12 protein-coding genes are annotated in these 17,428 nt (G+C 55.6%); all 12 read left to right on the top strand.

What is annotated here, in order from left to right:
* The first annotated feature begins 79 nt into the window (after positions 1-79).
* Entirely contained in the window at positions 80-1,099 is a 1,020-nt protein-coding gene (gene dppB / locus J2125_RS10625; protein WP_026111515.1) for a dipeptide ABC transporter permease DppB, read from the top strand.
* A 10-nt stretch (positions 1,100-1,109) separates the two neighbouring features.
* A complete protein-coding gene (gene dppC, locus J2125_RS10620) occupies positions 1,110-2,012 on the top strand; it encodes a dipeptide ABC transporter permease DppC (RefSeq protein WP_017799699.1) in 903 nt (300 codons plus the stop codon).
* A gap of 12 nt (positions 2,013-2,024) precedes the next feature.
* Entirely contained in the window at positions 2,025-3,008 is a 984-nt protein-coding gene (gene dppD, locus J2125_RS10615; RefSeq protein ID WP_017799698.1) for a dipeptide ABC transporter ATP-binding protein, read from the top strand.
* Entirely contained in the window at positions 3,001-4,008 is a 1,008-nt protein-coding gene (gene dppF / locus J2125_RS10610; RefSeq protein ID WP_017799697.1) for a dipeptide ABC transporter ATP-binding subunit DppF, read from the top strand. Before dppD ends, dppF begins: the two co-directional genes overlap by 8 nt.
* A 312-nt stretch (positions 4,009-4,320) precedes the next feature.
* Positions 4,321-5,001, top strand: coding sequence for a cellulose biosynthesis protein BcsO (gene bcsO / locus J2125_RS10605; protein ID WP_017799696.1), 681 nt, complete (start codon positions 4,321-4,323; stop codon positions 4,999-5,001).
* Entirely contained in the window at positions 4,992-5,789 is a 798-nt protein-coding gene (gene bcsQ / locus J2125_RS10600; protein ID WP_026111514.1) for a cellulose biosynthesis protein BcsQ, read from the top strand. The genes bcsO and bcsQ overlap by 10 nt, the downstream gene beginning before the upstream one ends.
* A 92-nt stretch (positions 5,790-5,881) precedes the next feature.
* Positions 5,882-7,990 (top strand): UDP-forming cellulose synthase catalytic subunit, encoded by a 2,109-nt coding sequence (bcsA, locus tag J2125_RS10595; RefSeq protein ID WP_017799694.1) that lies wholly within the window; start codon positions 5,882-5,884, stop codon positions 7,988-7,990.
* The gene (gene bcsB / locus J2125_RS10590; RefSeq protein WP_017799693.1) at positions 7,987-10,497 is read left to right on the top strand and encodes a cellulose biosynthesis cyclic di-GMP-binding regulatory protein BcsB; all 2,511 of its coding nucleotides are present in this window, start codon (positions 7,987-7,989) and stop codon (positions 10,495-10,497) included. The genes bcsA and bcsB overlap by 4 nt, the downstream gene beginning before the upstream one ends.
* 7 nt (positions 10,498-10,504) lie before the next feature.
* A complete protein-coding gene (locus tag J2125_RS10585; RefSeq protein ID WP_017799692.1) occupies positions 10,505-14,449 on the top strand; it encodes a cellulose biosynthesis protein BcsC in 3,945 nt (1,314 codons plus the stop codon).
* A gap of 2 nt (positions 14,450-14,451) precedes the next feature.
* A complete protein-coding gene (gene bcsD, locus J2125_RS10580; protein ID WP_017799691.1) occupies positions 14,452-14,910 on the top strand; it encodes a cellulose biosynthesis protein BcsD in 459 nt (152 codons plus the stop codon).
* Positions 14,911-14,969: 59 nt separating this feature from the next.
* Positions 14,970-15,923, top strand: coding sequence for a glycosyl hydrolase family 8 (locus J2125_RS10575; protein WP_420864403.1), 954 nt, complete (start codon positions 14,970-14,972; stop codon positions 15,921-15,923).
* Positions 15,924-17,021: 1,098 nt separating this feature from the next.
* On the top strand, positions 17,022-17,333 hold the full coding sequence (locus tag J2125_RS10570) for a hypothetical protein (RefSeq protein ID WP_209499493.1): 312 nt from the start codon (positions 17,022-17,024) through the stop codon (positions 17,331-17,333).
* The last annotated feature ends 95 nt before the right edge of the window (positions 17,334-17,428 follow it).

The following is a 17,428-nucleotide window of genomic DNA, read 5'->3' as shown; positions in this document are numbered from 1 at the left end:
CTGGTCAGCGTTTCGCCAGATGTGAGCAATTATAAATCCCGTTGGTTACGGCTGCGGGAGATTACAGAGAATACGGATTATGTTGCAGTTCATACTCCGACGTTTGGGTCTGGTTATCCCAACGTTTATTGGTATCACCCTATTAACTTTCGCTTTCGTTCACCTGATACCGGGCGACCCGGTAATGATTATGGCCGGTGAACGTGGCATCTCTCCTGAACGTCATGCGCAATTACTGGCCCAGCTGGGGCTGGATCAGCCGATGTGGAAGCAGTACCTCACCTACATCAACGGCGTAATGCATGGCGACCTGGGTATTTCACTGAAAAGTCGCATCCCGGTATGGGATGAGTTTGTGCCGCGCTTTAAAGCGACGCTGGAACTGGGTATCTGCGCGATGCTGTTTGCGGTTGCGGTGGGGATTCCGGTCGGTGTGCTGGCGGCGGTAAAACGCGGCTCGATTTTCGATCACACCGCGGTGGGCATCTCCCTCACCGGCTACTCAATGCCGATCTTCTGGTGGGGCATGATGATGATCATGCTGGTGTCGGTGCAGCTCAATCTGACGCCGGTCTCCGGGCGAATCGGCGATACGGTATTCCTCGACGATACGATGCCGCTGACCGGTTTTATGATTATTGACACTTTCTTCTGGGGTGAACCCGGCGACTTCAAAGATGCATTGATGCATATGATCCTGCCTGCGGTGGTGCTTGGCACGATTCCGTTGGCGGTGATTGTGCGTATGACCCGCTCGTCAATGCTGGAAGTGCTGGGTGAGGATTATATCCGCACCGCACGCGCCAAAGGGCTGACCCGCATGCGGGTGATTGTGGTGCATGCGCTGCGCAACGCGATGTTACCGGTGGTGACGGTGATTGGTCTGCAAGTCGGCACGCTGCTGGCGGGTGCGATCCTGACCGAAACAATCTTCTCATGGCCGGGACTGGGCCGCTGGTTAATCGATGCGCTACAGCGTCGTGACTATCCGGTGGTGCAGGGCGGTGTTCTGCTGGTGGCTACCTTGATTATCCTGGTAAACCTGCTGGTCGACCTGCTATACGGCGTGGTTAACCCACGTATCCGACATAAAAAATAAGGGGGCCGGCATGTCTCAAGTTGATCCGAGCAGCATCACTGCTGCACCAAAGCCGATGACCCCGATTCAGGAATTCTGGCACTACTTTAAACGTAACAAAGGCGCAGTAGTCGGTCTGGTGTACGTGGTTATCATGATTTTAATCGCGGTGTTCGCCAGCGTGCTGGCGCCGCATGCGCCTGCGGAGCAGTTCCGCGATTCGCTGCTGCGTCCGCCCGTCTGGCAGGAAGGCGGCAGCTGGGAGTTTCTGTTTGGCACCGATGATGTTGGCCGCGATGTGCTGTCGCGTCTGATGTATGGCGCCCGCCTGTCGCTGCTGGTGGGTTGTATGGTGGTGGTGCTGTCGCTGATCCTCGGCGTGGTGTTCGGCTTAATCGCTGGCTACGTGGGCGGCACGGTTGACGCCATCATTATGCGTCTGGTGGATATTATGCTGGCGCTGCCAAGTCTGCTGCTGGCGCTGGTGCTGGTGGCGATTTTCGGTCCGTCGATTGTCAACGCCTCCATTGCTTTGACCTTTGTCGCCCTGCCGCACTATATCCGCTTAACGCGCGCGGCGGTGCTGGTGGAAGTGCATCGCGATTACGTCACCGCTTCACGGGTGGCTGGCGCCGGTGCGATTCGGCAGATGTTTGTCAATATTTTGCCAAACTGCCTCGCACCGCTGATTGTGCAGGCTTCGCTTGGCTTCTCTAACGCGATTCTCGATATGGCCGCGTTGGGCTTCTTGGGTATGGGCGCGCAACCGCCAACGCCGGAGTGGGGCACCATGCTCTCCGATGTATTGCAGTATGCGCAAAGTGCCTGGTGGGTCGTGACCTTCCCTGGCGTCGCGATTCTGCTGACGGTTCTGGCATTTAACCTGATGGGCGATGGCTTGCGTGATGCCCTCGATCCGAAACTCAAGCAGTAAAGAGGCACCGAGATGGCATTACTTAATATAGAACAACTATCGGTGCATTTCGGCGACGAAAAAGCACCGTTCCGCGCGGTAGATCGTATCAGCTATCAGGTTGAGCAGGGTCAGGTGGTCGGCATTGTCGGCGAGTCTGGTTCCGGCAAATCGGTTAGCTCACTGGCGATTATGGGACTGATTGATTATCCCGGTCGCGTCACCGCCGACAAACTGGAATTTAACCAGCGCGATCTGAAGAAAATCTCCGAAAAAGAGCGCCGCCAGCTGGTGGGCTCGGAAGTGGCGATGATTTTCCAGGATCCGATGACCAGCCTCAACCCCTGCTACACCGTTGGTTTCCAGATTATGGAAGCGATTAAGGTGCATCAGGGCGGCAATCGCCGTACGCGCCGTCAGCGGGCGATTGACCTGCTGAATCAGGTTGGGATCCCCGATCCCGCCTCACGTCTGGATGTTTATCCGCATCAGCTCTCCGGCGGGATGAGCCAGCGCGTGATGATCGCCATGGCGATTGCCTGTCGGCCAAAGTTGCTGATTGCTGATGAACCGACCACGGCGCTGGATGTGACCATTCAGGCGCAGATTATTGAACTGTTGCTCGATCTGCAGCGTCAGGAAAATATGGCGCTGATCCTGATTACTCACGATCTGGCGCTGGTGGCGGAAGCCGCGCAGCACATTATTGTGATGTACGCCGGGCAAGTGGTGGAAACCGGTAAAGCGGTGGATATCTTCCGCGCGCCGCGTCATCCGTACACTCAGGCGCTGCTGCGCGCGTTGCCGGAGTTTGCCGCTGATAAAGCGCGGCTGGCGTCACTGCCAGGTGTGGTGCCGGGTAAATATGACCGCCCGAATGGCTGCCTGCTGAACCCACGCTGCCCGTACGCCAACGTGCGCTGTCGTAGTGAAGAGCCTGAATTACGTGATATTCCGGGGCGTCAGTCCAAATGTCATTTCCCTCTGGATGATGCCGGGAGACCAACTTATGAGTGATGCAAAAACGCTGGAGCAGCAATATCTGCTGCAGGCCATCGATCTGAAAAAGCACTATCCGGTGAAAAAGGGTCTGTTTGGCCAGGAGCGTCTGGTTAAGGCGCTGGATGGCGTCTCCTTTAATCTGGAGCGCGGCAAAACGCTGGCCGTGGTCGGTGAGTCAGGCTGTGGTAAGTCGACGCTCGGTCGTCTGCTGACCATGATTGAGACGCCAACCGAAGGCCAGCTCTACTGGCATGGTCAGGATCTGCTGAAACACGATCCGCAGGCGCAGAAATTACGTCGGCAGAAAATCCAGATTGTGTTTCAGAACCCGTATGGCTCACTGAATCCGCGTAAAAAAGTCAGCCATATTCTGGAAGAGCCACTGGTGATCAATACTTCGCTAAGCAAAGCCGAGCGCCGTGAAAAAGCGCTGGAGATGATGGCGAAAGTGGGCCTGAAGACCGAGCATTACGATCGCTATCCGCATATGTTTTCCGGCGGTCAGCGTCAGCGTATTGCTATTGCACGTGGTCTGATGCTCGATCCGGATGTGCTGATTGCCGATGAACCGGTTTCCGCCCTCGACGTTTCGGTTCGGGCGCAAGTATTAAACCTGATGATGGATTTGCAGCAGGATTTGGGGCTGTCGTATGTGTTTATCTCGCACGATTTATCGGTAGTTGAACATATCGCTGATGAAGTGATGGTGATGTACCTGGGTCGTTGTGTAGAAAAAGGCAGTAAAGAGGCGGTGTTTGCTAATCCGCGTCACCCTTATACCCAGGCGCTGTTGTCCGCGACGCCACGCCTGAATCCGGATGACCGTCGCCAGCGCATCAAGCTGACGGGAGAGCTGCCCAGCCCGCTTAATCCGCCACCGGGTTGTGCGTTCAACGCCCGTTGCCACCGTCGTTTCGGCACCTGCACACAGTTGCAGCCGCAGCTGAAGCAGTATGGTGAACAACAGGTGGCCTGCTTTGCGGTCGATCAGGACGAGCAGCCAGACGCAGGATAAATGTCGTCAGCAGGCCGGTGAAAACCGGCCTTTATTTTGCCCCATTCCACTTAAATACCTGTATTGAGTAATGCTTAATTAAATCGCTGTTTATGCATTATCAGTAAAAGCGATGGCAGGGTATTAATTTAACCAAACTGATAGTCACGCCCACAATAAATAACATTCGTAATCATCGATAAATAATAAATCCTGTAGATTAAAAATCATGATGGCGCAGGACCCTTTATTAATCAGAATATTCTCACCTGGCGAAAAGTTGTGTGCTATATTCTGCGAAATTCACCCCCTAACGAATTCAGTTGAAATCATATGAAAAGTTATGATGATCTGCAGCGCTTCAAAGAAAAAACTCAGACAAATAATATTAAATTCAAGGACATGTCTGAGCAAACTCTTGAGTCTGATATGACTAATTGGGCGATTATCAAGCAGCTACTCAGTGACAATAACAGCAACTCTGCGCTGGACCGTGGCCAGAGTATTGATGTTATTCAGCCGCAGCCGATCGCAAAAGACCAGTTTTCAACCGCAAAACCATCCCATCAGGTGGTGAAATCGTTTGTCGCCGCGCCATCGGTGGGCACGCAGGGCGGTACGCTGTTTGACAGCATCGCCGCGACTTTAAAGCCTGCGTCGGTTGTGGCTGAGCCACAACCCGAGGTGACTGCGCCACAGGCTCAGGCGCCTGCTGCGACATCGTTTCCGGCGCTGGGGGCGCTGGGAACCGATCTCTCCTCTTTCGCTGCGCCTGAAGCAAAACCTGCGCCACCAGCCGCGGCGGTACCTGCCGCAGGACCACTGTTACTGCAAGCCGGCGCCGCCCTGACTGCTGCGGTTGCCGCTGCTCCGGCAGCGTCAGCGCCCGCGCCGGCGGAAAATGCGCTACGCTACAAACAGTTGTTTAATGCGCGTCACACTGGCCCTGCCGTCAGCGTGACAAAAGAGTCGTTGTTAAAACCTTTGCTAGAGAAAATTGCCCTATGCCGTTAGTTTGCGTGTGTTCCCCTAAAGGTGGCGTCGGTAAAACAACCATGGCGGCTAATCTTGCCTTCGCGCTGGCGCGTAGCGGCAGCAAGGTGCTGGTGGTGGACTTTGATGTGCAAAATGCCTTGCGCCTGCACTTTGGCGTGCCGCTGGCCGATGGCCGTGGTTTTGTGGCAAAGTCCGCAGAAAATTCCGACTGGAGCGCCTCCATTCTGACCACCGGCGGCAATATCTTTGTAATGCCTTATGGTGATGTCAGTGAAGATGAGCGTGTCGCCTTTGAAAATAATCTGGCGAACGACCCGCTGTTCCTGCGTCGCGGGCTGGATACGGTGCTTAACTATCCTGGCCTGGTGATTATTGCCGATTTCCCGCCGGGCCCCGGTCCGGCATTAAAAGCGATGAAAGCGCTGGCGGATCTTCATCTGGTGGTAATGCTGGCGGATACCGCTTCACTGTCGCTGCTGCCGCAAATTGAAAATGAGCGACTGATTGGCAGCGCGCTGAATGATAAAGCCGGTCACTATTTTATTCTTAACCAGAGTGATGCGCGTCGTAATATCAGCCGCGATGTCACTGCTTTTATGCAGCAACGTCTGGGTGAAAAACTGCTTGGCGTGGTGCATCGTGATGAGAGCGTGGCGGAAGCCAATGCCTCACAACGTTCTATTTTCGATTTTAGCCCGGTATCTGCTGCTGCTTTTGATATCGAGCTGGTCAGTAAACGTCTGGCCGGATTACTGGATATTAAAGTGGGCGATGGCGAAGTGCATGCCACATTACGCTCGCTTTAACGGCACAAAGGCAAGGACGCCGCGCCCCTCCGTGGGTTCACAATAGCTCGTTGCTGAGCAATAACTATTAATCCCTGTTTTCAGGATGCTCCATGAATAAAGCGCTGTTTTACCTGCTGCTGCTGGTGTTATTTCCAGTTGCCGCCGTGATTGTTATCACGCCAATGGACGGTCAAAAACAATATATTTTTGGCTTAATAAGCATTGCCATCTTGTTTTTACTCGGACTGAGTAAAAGTAAGCAAGTCTCAATTGTGATGGTGATTCTTTCGGCATTAATGTCCACCCGCTATATTTACTGGCGCGCTACCGAAACACTGCACTTCAATTCTGAAGTTGAAGCGATCCTCGGGATTGGATTATTTATTGCTGAGCTGTATGTCTGGCTGATTTTGATCCTCGGTTTCCTGCAAACTACCTGGCCATTAAAACGGACCATTGAGCCGTTGCCGGATGATATTAGCCTGTGGCCAACGGTTGATATTTACGTGCCGTCATATAATGAAAGCCTCGATGTCGTACGTGATACTGTGCTGGCTGCCCAGTGCATCGACTATCCGCGCGACAAGCTGAAAATCTATCTGCTGGATGACGGCAAGCGTAGTGAGTTTGCGGTATTCGCCGCCGATGTCGGCGTGGGTTATATCACCCGCGAAGATAACTCCCATGCCAAAGCTGGCAACCTGAACCACGCAATGAAAATCACCAAAGGCGAACTGATTTGCGTCTTTGACTGTGACCATGTGGCGACCCGCACATTCCTGCAGGCCACCGTCGGGCCATTCCTGACCGATCCAAAACTGGCGCTGTTGCAGACACCACACTATTTCTACTCGCCGGATCCGTTTGAACGCAACCTGCGCGCCGCGCGTAATATCCCGAATGAAGGGGCGCTGTTCTATGGTCCGGTGCAGCAGGGTAACGATAACTGGAACGCCACCTTCTTCTGTGGCTCCTGTGCGGTGATTCGCCGTGCAGCGCTGGAAGAGATTGGTGGCTTTGCGGTGGAAACCGTAACCGAAGATGCGCATACCGCACTGAAGATGCAGCGTCTGGGTTGGGGCTCAGCGTTTCTCTCAATTCCACTGGCGGCGGGCCTGGCGACTGAACGTCTGGGCCTGCATATTGTGCAACGTACCCGCTGGGCGCGTGGCATGACGCAGATTTTCCGTGTCGACAATCCGTTGCTGGGACGTGGGCTGAAGTGGCAACAGCGTCTGTGCTATCTCAACGCCATGCTGCACTTCCAGTTTGGCCTGCCGCGTGTGGTGTTCCTGACCGCGCCGCTGGCGTACCTGCTGTTTAACCTGAATATTATTCACTCCTCGGCGTCGCTGATCTTTGCCTATGTATTGCCGCATCTGGTGATGTCGCTGTACGTCAACTCGCGTATGAATGGCCGCTTCCGCTACACCTTCTGGGGTGAGATTTACGAAACGGTGATGGCATTCCATCTGGTGATCCCGACGCTGCTGACGATGATTTCGCCAAAGCACGGCAAATTCAACGTCACTGATAAAGGCGGCCTGCTGGATGTCGGCTTCTTCGACTTTAACATTGTGCGTCCGCATGTGATCACCGCCGCGCTGCTGTTTATTGGTGTCGTGGCCGGTGTGGTTCGCGCGGTATTCCATGACTATTTCGGCGTCGATCCTTATGTTATCTCGCTGAATGTCGGCTGGGCGATTTTCAGCCTGATCATTCTGATGGCGGCGATTGCCGTGGCGCGTGAAACCCGCCAGACGCGCAAAACCATCCGCATCGAAGTACAGATCCCGGTAATTATTCACTATGCCAGCGGCATCTCTTCGCGCAGCACCACTGTCGACCTGTCGATGGGCGGCGCGCAGATCAATGCACCGGATAATCGTCATGAAACTGACGAAATCGAAGAGATTGATGTGCTGTTGCAGTCTGGCACCATCAGTATTCCGGTGAAAACCATCGGTTACAGCGATGGCGTGATTCGTATGCAGTTTGATGAAATGCCGTTATCACGCCGTCGCGAATTGGTACGCGTGGTGCTGGCGCGTGCTGACGCCTGGATTCAGCCGGAGCATAAGCCGGATAATCCGTTCCGCTCGCTGGTAACCATTATCCGCACCGTATTTGAGCTGTTCTGGCTCACCTGGCAGGATCGTCGTAATAAACGGCGAGCCAGCAAAGAAGCGGCCCAGGTGCAAGAGGATAACGCAGCATGAAGCAACTGTTTTTAAGGACCATGCTGGCCACGTTAATTAGCAGCAGCGTGACGCTGGGGGGCGCCTGGGCGGCAGATCAGAGTGTGACGCAGGATAGTGCTGCATTGTCACAGATGCCTGCTCCATCCGATGTCGGTGCGGCAGAGAACAGCCTGCGATCTACCGCTGGCGCGACGCCTTATGCGCCAGAAGGCGCAGCTACGGATAGCAGCCAGCTACCGGAACCGACCAGCAGCGAAGCGCCGCCAGCAGAGAGCGAAGGTGGTGAAAGCGTAACGGCTGATGCCGCGCCTGGCCTGATGCAGCCGCCGGTTGCCAGCGATGCGCCGGTAATGGCGTTCCATCCGGTTTCCAGCAGTGTCACGGTGGCGCAGATGGGCCAGCAGAATGGCGTCATGCTGAGCGGCGGCCAGCTGCAATCCGGCATTGTGTTTACCCTGCCAACCGATCAGGTGATTACCAATGCGCGCCTCGATCTTGCGCTGCGGGTTTCTCCGGCGCTGGCGGCACGTAATACCTCGATCCAGCTGATGCTGAATGGTCAGCCACTGGGCACGCTGCCGCTGAATGCTTCAGATAGCGACAGCGCCACCTATCAGCTGGATATTCCGGCGGCGATGGTGGTCTCAAGCAACAATCTGAGCTTTAAGATTAACGATGCCGATCAGCTGCTCTGTGAACGTGACAGCGCTGAACAGTATCAGGTGGTAATTCTGCCGCAGACCCGTCTGTCACTGGAAGGTCAGCAGCTGAATACCGGCACCAGCTTGCGCAACTTCCCGCGCCCGTTTATCGATCCGCTGCAGATGACCGGCGCTAACGTCACCATGGTATTCCCGTCGGCGGTAACGCCGGGGCAGATTACCGCGGCGGCGATAATCTCCTCATGGATGGGCATTCAGGCTGATTATCGTGGCGCCACTTTCCCGGTGCTGCGTAATCAGCTGCCGGAGAAAAACGGCATCGTGTTTGGTCAGTCGGGCGAGAAAATTGGCAGTCTGACGTTGCCAGTGGTTAACGGGCCGACGCTGCAACTGGTGGATAACCCGGATAATCCAACTTACAAACTGATGCTGGTGATCGGCAAAGATGAAGATCAGCTGCGTCAGGCGGCTTACCGGCTGATTAAAGCGCCGCTGACCGAGGATGGCTCGACGCTGAATGTGTCGTCGCAGACTATTCCGCTGCGCAAACCTTATGACGCGCCGCGCTGGATCAATACCGATCGGCCGGTACGTCTTGCGGAGCTGCTGCGTAAAGATCAGAGCCTGACCACCAACGGCATCTGGCATGACGCGCTGCGGGTTAACTTCCGCGCCGCGCCTGACCTGTTCATGTGGGACGGCGACTCGATTCCGGTGCAGCTTAACTACCGTTTCCCGGCCGAAGGCTGGATTGATGAGAACAACTCATCGCTTAATGTGACGCTGAACGGCACCTTCCTGCGCAATCTGACGGTGAATAAAGTCGGTCTGCTGGAAAATATCTGGCACCGTCTGGGCGGTGATGCGCGTCAGGAGAGTTATGCGCTAAAGCTGGAGCCGTATTTGATTTATGGCGACAACCAGCTGCAGCTCTATTTCAATATTAAGCCGAAAGCTGATGCGCCCTGTAGTGTGCTGCTGAATAACAATATTAAGAGCCGTATCGAAGATAGTTCCTCGATCGATCTGAGCAACACGCGTCACTTTACCCTGTTGCCAAATCTCTCTTACTTTGTTGGCGCTTCCTTCCCGTTCTCGCGGATGGCGGACTTCTCGCAAACTGTGCTGATGATGCCGGAGAAGCCGAGTGACGCCGAAATCAGCGCCCTGCTGGATATGGCCGGACGCGCCGGGAACGCCACCGGTGTAACGCTGGATCATAACAGCGTGATGTTTGGTATTCCTGCTGGCGGTTCCAGCCTTGAGCGCCTGAAGAACAGCGATGTGCTGGCGATCTCAACCATGGGGCAAAGCGCCTTTAACCAGGCGATGCTGGCGAATTCACCGTATAACGCCACCACGCATACATTTGGCGTGAAAGCGCCGACCACCCTCGACAATCTGCGCAGCTGGCTGACCGGTGACTGGTATCGCAAGCCGCTGGATGCGGATCGCTACTTCTCTTCTAATGAATCCTGGCGTGGTTTTGTCAGCTATCGTTCGCCGTGGAGTCAGGAGCGTCTGGTAGTGATGACCATTGCCAGCAGCGATCAGCAGTTGCTGAGCCTGCACAATGACCTGAACTCTTCACGTATTAACGCCGGTATTCGTGGCGATACGGCGATTATTACCGATGAGAACGGCATTCGCAGTTTCCGCGTCGGACCGCAGTTCCCGAGTGGTCAGATGCCGTGGTACATGATGATTGTGTGGTATGCCAACCAGCACTCAGTGCTGCTGGCGCTGAGCGCGTTACTGCTGTCGATTATTGTCGGTGGCAGCGCTTACGTGATGCTGAAGCGTCATGCATGGAAGCGTCTGCATCAGCACAGAAAAGATGATTCCTCTGGCGAACAGAAGTGATAAGACAATGAAAATAAAAAATCTAACCGCCAGAGTTCGTCAGGCGCTGCTGCTGAGCGGCGCGATGGCTACCGCTGCTTTTGCTCCGGGGCTGTTCGCAGCAGAGAATAATCCGGCCATGCAGGCGCTGTTCGACCAGGCGACTTACTGGCACCAGAAAGCCCATGACGAGCTGGCCAGGGATGCGTTGCAGAAAATCCTGATGGTTGACCCGAGTAATGCCCAGGCGTTGTATCTGATGGCGCTCTATTCGCAGCAGAGCGGCGACAGCACGGGCGCTGCCCAGTGGCGCAACCGTCTCAGCAAGGTTTCGCCACAGGATCCCCGTCTGGCGGAGCTGGATAACGCTAAGCAACTGCAATCGATTCCTCAGGCGCAGCTGGCGCTGGCGCGTCAGCAGGCGCGTAGCGGCAACGTTAGCGCCGCCCTGCAAACCTGGCGCAATACTTTCTCCGGTAATGAACCACCGGCCAGCGTTGCGGCAGAATACTATCTGACGATGGCAGGCGATCGTAATCTGCGACCGCAGGCGATCGACAGCCTGCGTCAGTTTGCCGCCCGGCATCCGCAAGATGCCGGTGCTCAGCTGGCGTTAGGTAAAGCGCTGACCTGGCAGGAATCCACCCGCCGTGAAGGCTTACAGGTATTGCAGGGGATGGCCGATGGTAACCCTGACGCCGACCGTTCCATGCGTCAGGCGCTGCTGTGGCTCGGACCGCAGCCGCAGGATGCCGCGCTGTATCAGACCTGGCAACAGCGTCACCCGCAAGATAGCGCGGTGATGGAGTATTACCGCAAAAACGTCGGTGGTGCGGAGAAAGGCCGTGGTTTTACCGCCCTGAACAGCGGCGATGTCGCCGGTGCGCAAAGCTCGTTTGAGCAGGTATTACAGGCGAATCCACAGGATGCTGATGCACTGGCCGGTTTAGGCTATGCGGCGCAGCGCAGCGGCAACTTTACTGCCGCCGCTGACTATCTGGAGCGTTCAGCGAAGCTGGGCGGCGATAACAGCCAGCAGCGTCAGCAGCAGGCCAGCGACGCCCGTTTCTACTCGCAGTTAGCGAATGCGCAGCAGGCGTTAAAAAGCGGCGATACCGCGCAGGCGCTGGCGCTGAGCGCACCGCTGGCGCAGGCTGAAGGTGAAAAAGGCGTTGCTGCCAGACTGTTCCGTGGCGATGCATTGCGCCGCGCCAGTCAGCTGGATGAGGCGGAGCAGACTTACCGCTCGGTATTGCAGACCGATGCAAACAACCGCAGCGCCAAAGAGGGGCTGTTCTACGTCTTGCGTCAGCAAAACCGCAGCGCTGAAGCCAATACGCTGCTCTCTTCGCTGCCGGCCTCGGTACGTGAGAGCGTCACACCGCGCCCGGTTGCCACCAGCGATCCGGTACGCCAGCAGGCGAAGCAGGCGCTGACTGCCGGTAATCCGCAGCAGGCAATTGCGATCCTGCAGCAGGGTTTGCAGCGTTTCCCGAATGACGGCTGGTTGCGTCTCGATCTGGCGCGTATCTACCGTAGCCAGGGCGACAGCGCAGCCGCGGCTAATGTTATGCAGCCGGTATTCCGCAATGGCGCCAGCAGCAACGAGCTGTACGCCGGGGCGCTGAATGCCAGTGAAAGCGGCGCCTGGCAGCAGGCGAATACGCTGTTATCGCGTATTCCGGCCCGCAGTCAGAATGCAGATATGCGTGCGCTGGCGCAGCGCGTTAACTTTAATTTACAGATGAGCACCGCCGAGCAGTATCTGGCGCAAGGCGCTAATGCAGCAGCGGCAAATACCCTGAAAGCGCTGGCGGCCAATCCACCGGCCAACCCGGCCGATGCCGGTAAGCTGGCGCAAAATCTGGCGCAGGCAGGCGATCTGACCAGCGCGGTCGCGGTGGTGCGCAACAATATGCAGCGCGGCGTGCAGGGTAATGCCGGCGATTATGCCGCGCAGGTGGCGGTACTGAACCAGGCGGGCTTAACCGCCGAAGCGCAGAGCTTCCTGAGCAATCCTGCATTGCAGGCACGCAGTACGCCAACCCAGCTGGCCGGGATTCGCAATGGCTATGTGATTAATGAAGTCGACCGCCTGCGTGAGCAGAAACAGTATGCACAGGCGTACGACAAGCTGATTAGCGCGCTGCAAAGCGATCCGCAAAACCGGGATTTGATGTTTGCGATGGCGCGTCTGTATCAGTCCGGCAAAATGAACAAAGAAGCCGGTGTGGTTTACGACTATCTGCTGACGCGTGACACGCCAACCCAGGATGCGCGCGAAGGTTCGATTAACGTGGCGCTGGCGCTAAATGATGTGCCAAAAGCACGCGCCCTGACTCAGGGATTGCGCGGCGAACAGACGCCGGAACGCCTGCTGCTGATGGCGCGCGTAGCTGAAGCGGAAGGCAATCATAACCAGGCATTGGGTTATCTGCGGACCGCACGCGGCAAAATGATCGGTCTGCAAGGTGCGGAAACCGGCAGTACGCCATCGGTGGGCGGCCTGGCGCTGGCGGACAATCCATTTATCAACCGCAGCACGCCAGACTCACGACGTCCGGCTTCTGCCTATGGCGCGACGATGCCATGGCAGACGGCGCCGGATGCCACCAGCTATCGCGATATTGGCGGCCAGACGGCAGCCGTGAATGTGCCGACGCAGCAGAGCCGTACGCTGAAGCAGATCAATACCATGATGGATGATCTGCAGGAACGTACTGGCACCTGGGCGCAGGGCGGCGTGGAGATCCGTGGTCGTGATGGCGAATCGGGTCTGAGCAAACTGACCGAAGCCAAAGCGCCGCTGACCTGGTCCAGCGTACCTTTCGGCGACTCGCGCTTTGATTTTACCGTAACGCCAGTGTCGCTGAGCGCCGGAAGCGCTGATGGCCAGTCAAGCCGTCGCTTCGGCACTGGCGCGCTGTCGCAGGCGGTTTCTGCTGCGGTGCAGACGCTGAAAAATGAAGAGATCACCAAAAGCGATGGCACTGACTATACCTTTGACGATCTCAACCCACTGACCACCAAAGGTAAAGCGGCACTGGCGCGCGTGCAGAGCTCGCTGACCAGCGCCACTGACAAAGCTAACCTTGATGATGTGACGGTTGACTCTCCGGGTTCACAGAACGCCTCCGGCGTTGAGCTGAAGCTGGCGTTAAGTGGCGATCAGTACAAGATTGACCTCGGCAGTACGCCGCTGGGCCAGGATCTGAGTACGCTGGTGGGTGGCATTCAGTGGTCACCGAAACTGACCGATTATCTGACGCTGATCCTGACGGGCGAACGCCGTCCGGTTACTGACAGTCTGCTCTCTTATGTCGGCGCGACAGATAAACTGAGCGGTGAAAGCTGGGGGCGCGTCACCAAAAACGGTGGTAATGCTTTACTGAGCTATGATGATGGTGACGCCGGGTTCTATGCCGGAGCCGGTGCTTACAGCTATCTCGGTGAGAATGTCACCAGCAACAAGAGTCTGGTGGCGAACGCAGGCGCCTATGTGCGTCCATTCCACTTTGAAGACCGCGAGCTGAAAACCGGTATCAGCATGAGCTGGATGGATTTCTCGAAAAACCTCAGCTACTACAGCTACGGTCAGGGGGGTTACTTCAGTCCGCAGGATTATGTCAGCGTCTCCTTCCCGGTGGAATATAGCCAGAAGTATGATGATATGAATGTGCGTATTGGCGGTTCGGTAGGCTATCAGTCCTACTCACAGGATCGCAGCGCCTATTTCCCGAATAATCCGGACTGGCAGAATCAGTTAGAAACGGCGGTGACTAACGGTTACGCGACGGAAGCTTACTATTCTGGCGGCAGCAAAAACGGTATCGGCTACAATCTGCATGCAGGCGCGGATTATAAGGTGAATAAAGATGTCACCGTCGGCGGCCAGCTGGGCTACGACACCTTTGGTGACTATAACGAAAGCACGGCGAAACTCTATTTCCGCTATATGCTGGGAGACAAATAAGCATGGAAAACGCATTACAGGCTCGCCTACACCCGTACCAGCCTGGCTGGTTCGATATGTTTAGTGTGATTATTGGCGGCATGCTGGATAACGCCGGTGAGCAAGAAAGCCATGCATTTTTGCAGCAGATGGGTGAGCAGCTGGCGCAGCGCTATCCACTGGCGGAAGCAGTGACGGTGCAGGATCTGGAAGTGCAGTTTAATCTGGCGCTGGCGCGTTTTAACTGGGGCTTTGTCGATATTCAGCCCCATGAGCATGCGCTGGTGTTAACGCATATGGCATTACCAGCAGGTGATGACACGCTCGACGCGGATCAATGGCGCGGCGTATTAGGCGCGGTGCTGAGCGGACTGTACGCGGCCTGGCTACGTGCTCAGGGCGGCAGCGAGCAGGTGCCGCTGGTTTGCGATAGCCATGGCGAAAATGCCACGCTGGTGTTTCGTTATCAAAATGGTCAGTAAGGGAGATTGATGTGAAATCCAGCTGGCGCCAGTGGGTGTTGTTACTTGTCCTGTCATTAATGAGCGCCCAGAGTCTCGCTGCTGACGGATGGAGCAGCTACAAGAGCCGTTTTCTTGCTGCCGACGGACGTATCCGCGATACCGCGAATAACAACGTCAGCCATACCGAAGGGCAGGGTTTCGCCATGTTGCTGGCGGTCGATAATAACGATCGCCAGACCTTTGACCGTCTGTGGCAATGGACGCGTACCCATCTGAGTAATCCACAGAATGGGCTGTTTTACTGGCGCTACAATCCGGCAGCCAGCGATCCGGTGGTGGATAAAAACAACGCTTCCGATGGCGATGTGCTTATTGCCTGGGCGCTGCTACGTGCCGGAGAGAAGTGGCAGGCGGCGGACTATTTACAGCAGTCTGACAAGATTCAGCGTGCGATTGTGTCGCACGATGTGATCACCTTTGCCAACCGCACGCTGATGCTGCCCGGAGCGCAGGGCTTTAATAAAAATACCTATGTGATTATTAATCCTTCCTACTTTCTGTTCCCTGCCTGGCGTGACTTTGCGCGCCGCAGCCATTTACAGGTCTGGACGCAGCTGATCAACGATGGTTTTGCCCTGCTGGGTGAGATGAATTTCGGTGCTTCGGCGCTGCCGCTGGACTGGGTTGCGCTGAATGCCGATGGCAGTATGGCGCCGGCGATTGCCTGGCCATCACGCTTTAGCTATGACGCTATCCGCATTCCGCTCTATATCTGGTGGTATGACAGACAGAGCCTGCGGCTGGTGCCCTTCCAGCGTTTCTGGGCTAACTACTCGCGCCTGCAAACCCCGGCATGGATCAATGTCAGCAGCAATGAAGCAGCGCCATACAATATGGCGGGTGGTTTACTGGCGGTGCGTGACCTGACGATGGGTGACACTGCGCAACTCAGCGATACACTGGATGCCAGTGAGGATTACTACTCCGCCAGCCTGCGCCTGCTGGTGTGGTTAGCGTGGCAGAACCGCTAGAGGGCGGCGATAACGCCGCCCCTACATACAACTGCGTAACCCATGTGGCGCTTATACATTATCGCCGCCCGAGTTGATGTTATGCAGGTTGTCACGAAAAAAGGCAGGGGCGGTTTATCCCCCTGCCTTTATCAAGTTCCTTCTTCCCTTACGAGCGTCCGGTCAGTTGCTTGATCGCAACGATTATCTGCAAGGTAACGCGCACAATCTGCAGCATTACCAGCAAAACAAGCAGACAAATCACTCAGGCTTCTTCCTGTTATGGAAGAGCGCCACGCGCCGCTTATGCCTGTGGATTTCCCCTCACGACGCGTATCCAGCTAATTGATACCAGTGGCACTCTCTTGGGTGGAGGCAGACCAGACAGCACCACCTGTTTCCGATCGGGAAAAACGTTAAGCGACTAAGTATCAGACACTTACAAGAGGCCACCCGGCGTATCTGTCAGCCTGCGGATTATAAACCGATGGCTGAAAAATGATCAATCAAGATTGACGGTGCAATAAGAAATGCTAGAATCGATTTGGCTAATTGATATCAGTGGCAACGTTCTTAAAGCGACTACCAATCGCCAGCGGAACAGAAAAAACCCGGCTTCCAGGCCGGGTTTTTTTCGCCCTGATTCAGGGGGCAAAAACGAAAAAAGGCAGGGGCGGTTTATCCCCCTGCCTTTATCAAGTTCCTTCTTCCCTTACGAGCGTCCGGTCAGTTGCTTGATCGCAACGATTATCTGCAAGGTAACGCGCACAATCTGCAGCATTACCAGCAAAACAAGCAGACAAATCACTCAGGCTTCTTCCTGTTATGGAAGAGCGCCACGCGCCGCTTATGCCTGTGGATTTCCCCTCACGACGCGTATCCATGTTGACAGATACGAGCGGCACTCCCTTGGGTGGAGGCAGACCAGACAGCACCACCTGTTTCCGATCGGGAAAAACGTTAAGCGACTAACTATCAGCCACTTACAAGAGGCCACCCGGCGTATCTGTCAGCCTGCGGATTATAAACTACTGCCTGAAAAATGATCAACATCGATTGACGACACAATAAGAAATGCTAAAATCGATTGGGTTGATAGATACGAGTGGCACCGTTCTTATGGCGACTACCAATCGCCAGCGGAACAGAAAAAAACCGGCTTCCAGGCCGGGTTTTTTCGCCCCGATTCAGGGGGCAAAAACGAAAAAAGGCAGGGGCGGTTTATCCCCTGCCTTTATCAAGTTCCTTCTTCCCTTACGAGCGTCCGGTCAGTTGCTTGATCGCAACGATTATCTGCAAGGTAACGCGCACAATCTGCAGCATTACCAGCAAAACAAGCAGACAAATCACTCAGGCTTCTTCCTGTTATGGAAGAGCGCCACGCGCCGCTTATGCCTGTGGATTTCCCCTCACGACGCGTATCCATGCTAATAGATACGAGCGGCACTCCCTTGGGTGGAGGCAGATCAGACAGCACCACCTGTTTCCGATCGGGAAAAACGTTAAGCGACTAATTATCAGCCACT

It is taken from the genome of Winslowiella toletana (assembly GCF_017875465.1).
Taxonomy (GTDB): Bacteria; Pseudomonadota; Gammaproteobacteria; order Enterobacterales; family Enterobacteriaceae; genus Erwinia; species Erwinia toletana.
The sequence above is the reverse complement of the archived record's forward strand: the minus strand, read 5'-3'. Positions and strand labels throughout refer to the sequence as shown.